General features: G+C 66.1%; 3 protein-coding genes. 1 reads left to right on the top strand and 2 read right to left on the bottom strand.

The genetic code is table 11. From position 1 onward, the window contains the following. Window positions 1-230: 230 nt before the first annotated feature. Window positions 231-641, top strand: a complete 411-nt coding sequence (locus MJ785_RS20255) for a helix-turn-helix domain-containing protein (protein WP_239382333.1) — start codon at window positions 231-233, stop codon at window positions 639-641. A gap of 84 nt (window positions 642-725) precedes the next feature. Here the strand turns inward: MJ785_RS20255 and MJ785_RS20250 are convergent, their stop codons facing one another. Together MJ785_RS20250 and MJ785_RS20245 are read right to left on the bottom strand one after the other, a co-directional pair. After that, window positions 726-926, bottom strand: a complete 201-nt coding sequence (locus tag MJ785_RS20250) for a hypothetical protein (RefSeq protein WP_239345319.1) — start codon at window positions 924-926, stop codon at window positions 726-728. Then, the gene (locus MJ785_RS20245) at window positions 923-1,213 is read right to left on the bottom strand and encodes a hypothetical protein (protein ID WP_239382331.1); all 291 of its coding nucleotides are present in this window, start codon (window positions 1,211-1,213) and stop codon (window positions 923-925) included. Before MJ785_RS20245 ends, MJ785_RS20250 begins: the two co-directional genes overlap by 4 nt. Window positions 1,214-1,530: the final 317 nt, after the last annotated feature.

Genomic DNA, 1,530 nt, shown 5'->3' with positions numbered 1-1,530 from the left:
GCGGCCTCACCTCGTCCCACCTCATCAGCTCGCCGGCTGTTGCCGGCCACCTGTCGTCGTAGGACTAACAGTGCATCGCTTGTGAACCGCTTATCAACTGATATGCACTGGTTATATGCGTGTTTGGTATGAGTCAAGCTGTGGTGATCTGCGGACATTCCAACAGCCGGCCGGGGAGGTATGCAACTTTGGTATGACGTCGCTGCTTGCTTCACAGCTAACATACTTCTATGGATCATGTACGAGGTTCCGTCTACACCGCGCGAGGCCGCGTCGAGGGCGAGGACTGGCAGGCGGTCGCCGACGCGTTGAACGCCCGGATGGCCGCACGCCGCATCGGACAACAGGCGCTCGCGACCGCGTCGGGCGTGTCGGTAGCGACACTGCGGCAGGTCCAGCACGGCGCACACGGCCGGCGGGTGCAAAACGCCACCCTGTCCGCGATCGCCCGCGCCCTCGACTGGCCTGACGATTACCTGATCGGGGTGTTGGTCGGCAACCGTGTCTCGGACACACCTGGCCACGCGACCGATCAGGAGATCCTTGCCGGGATCGGCCGCATCGAACAGCGCCTGGACGACCTCAGCCACCGCCTGGCCGCCGTCGAGGAACTCGTCACCACGGGCACGGCCACCCGATAAAGGGCCAGAATCCCGACGCCGGACATGAGTACCCGCCGGGATTCTGACCCCTGCACCTCATCGCGCTACCAACCGCCCGAGCGCTCAGCCTGGCCCGGCGGGAATCCCGTCCGCGGCGTGCGGCGATACCAGGTTGTCCATCGGGCGGAACACCAGCGTCACGTCAACATCACCACATGCCTCCGCGAACCCCACCCCGTCCGGTAGCGCGGCCCAGGCCCGCGCCACGTCCGCGGGTCGATCCGCCGGATAGATCGTGACCGTGTACTCCCCACCGCCGTTCATCGGCCACCGGCCCGCCGCACCGACCGTGCCAACGCCGCACCCAGCAGCACCCGCCCGGCCGCCGGCATCGTGACCGTGTCGACGAAGAAGAACAGCGGGCACACCTGAAAGTCGTGCCAGCCGCTCTCCACCGCGAACAGCTCCGCCGACCTGGGCGAATCAAAGGCGATCGTCGTATCGCGGACCCGCCGTTCCTCTCCCGGCTCGAAACGCACCACGCCGTAGAGGACGGGTACCCGCTCGTCCCGTTCCTCGCCATCGGCTGTGTCCACACTGGTCACCGTCACCGGCTCCACCGTCCGTTCTGTCCGCTGTGTTGGATGCCGACCCGGCACCATGGCGTCAAACGCTCAGCACGAGGCGGGGCCGGCTTCCTACCAGGCTCACGAGACGACGCGGCCGACGGAAGATCAAAGGTATATGCGACCTTTGCATGATTTCTATTGTCATTAAGGGCGCCCGGCAACAAGGGCGTGGATCAAGAAGTGGGGTTGGGGTGCGTGCCTCGCGAGGCGGCGCGGGGAGCCACCGGAAGTGGTGGGTGGCCACCGGCGAGCCGGAGTACCCGTGCATCGCGTGGCGATGGATAGGGAGCGATGACGCG

This window comes from Protofrankia sp. CiT1, from assembly GCF_917627335.1.
GTDB lineage: Bacteria > Actinomycetota > Actinomycetes > Frankiales > Frankiaceae > Protofrankia.
The sequence above is the reverse complement of the archived record's forward strand: the minus strand, read 5'-3'. Positions and strand labels throughout refer to the sequence as shown.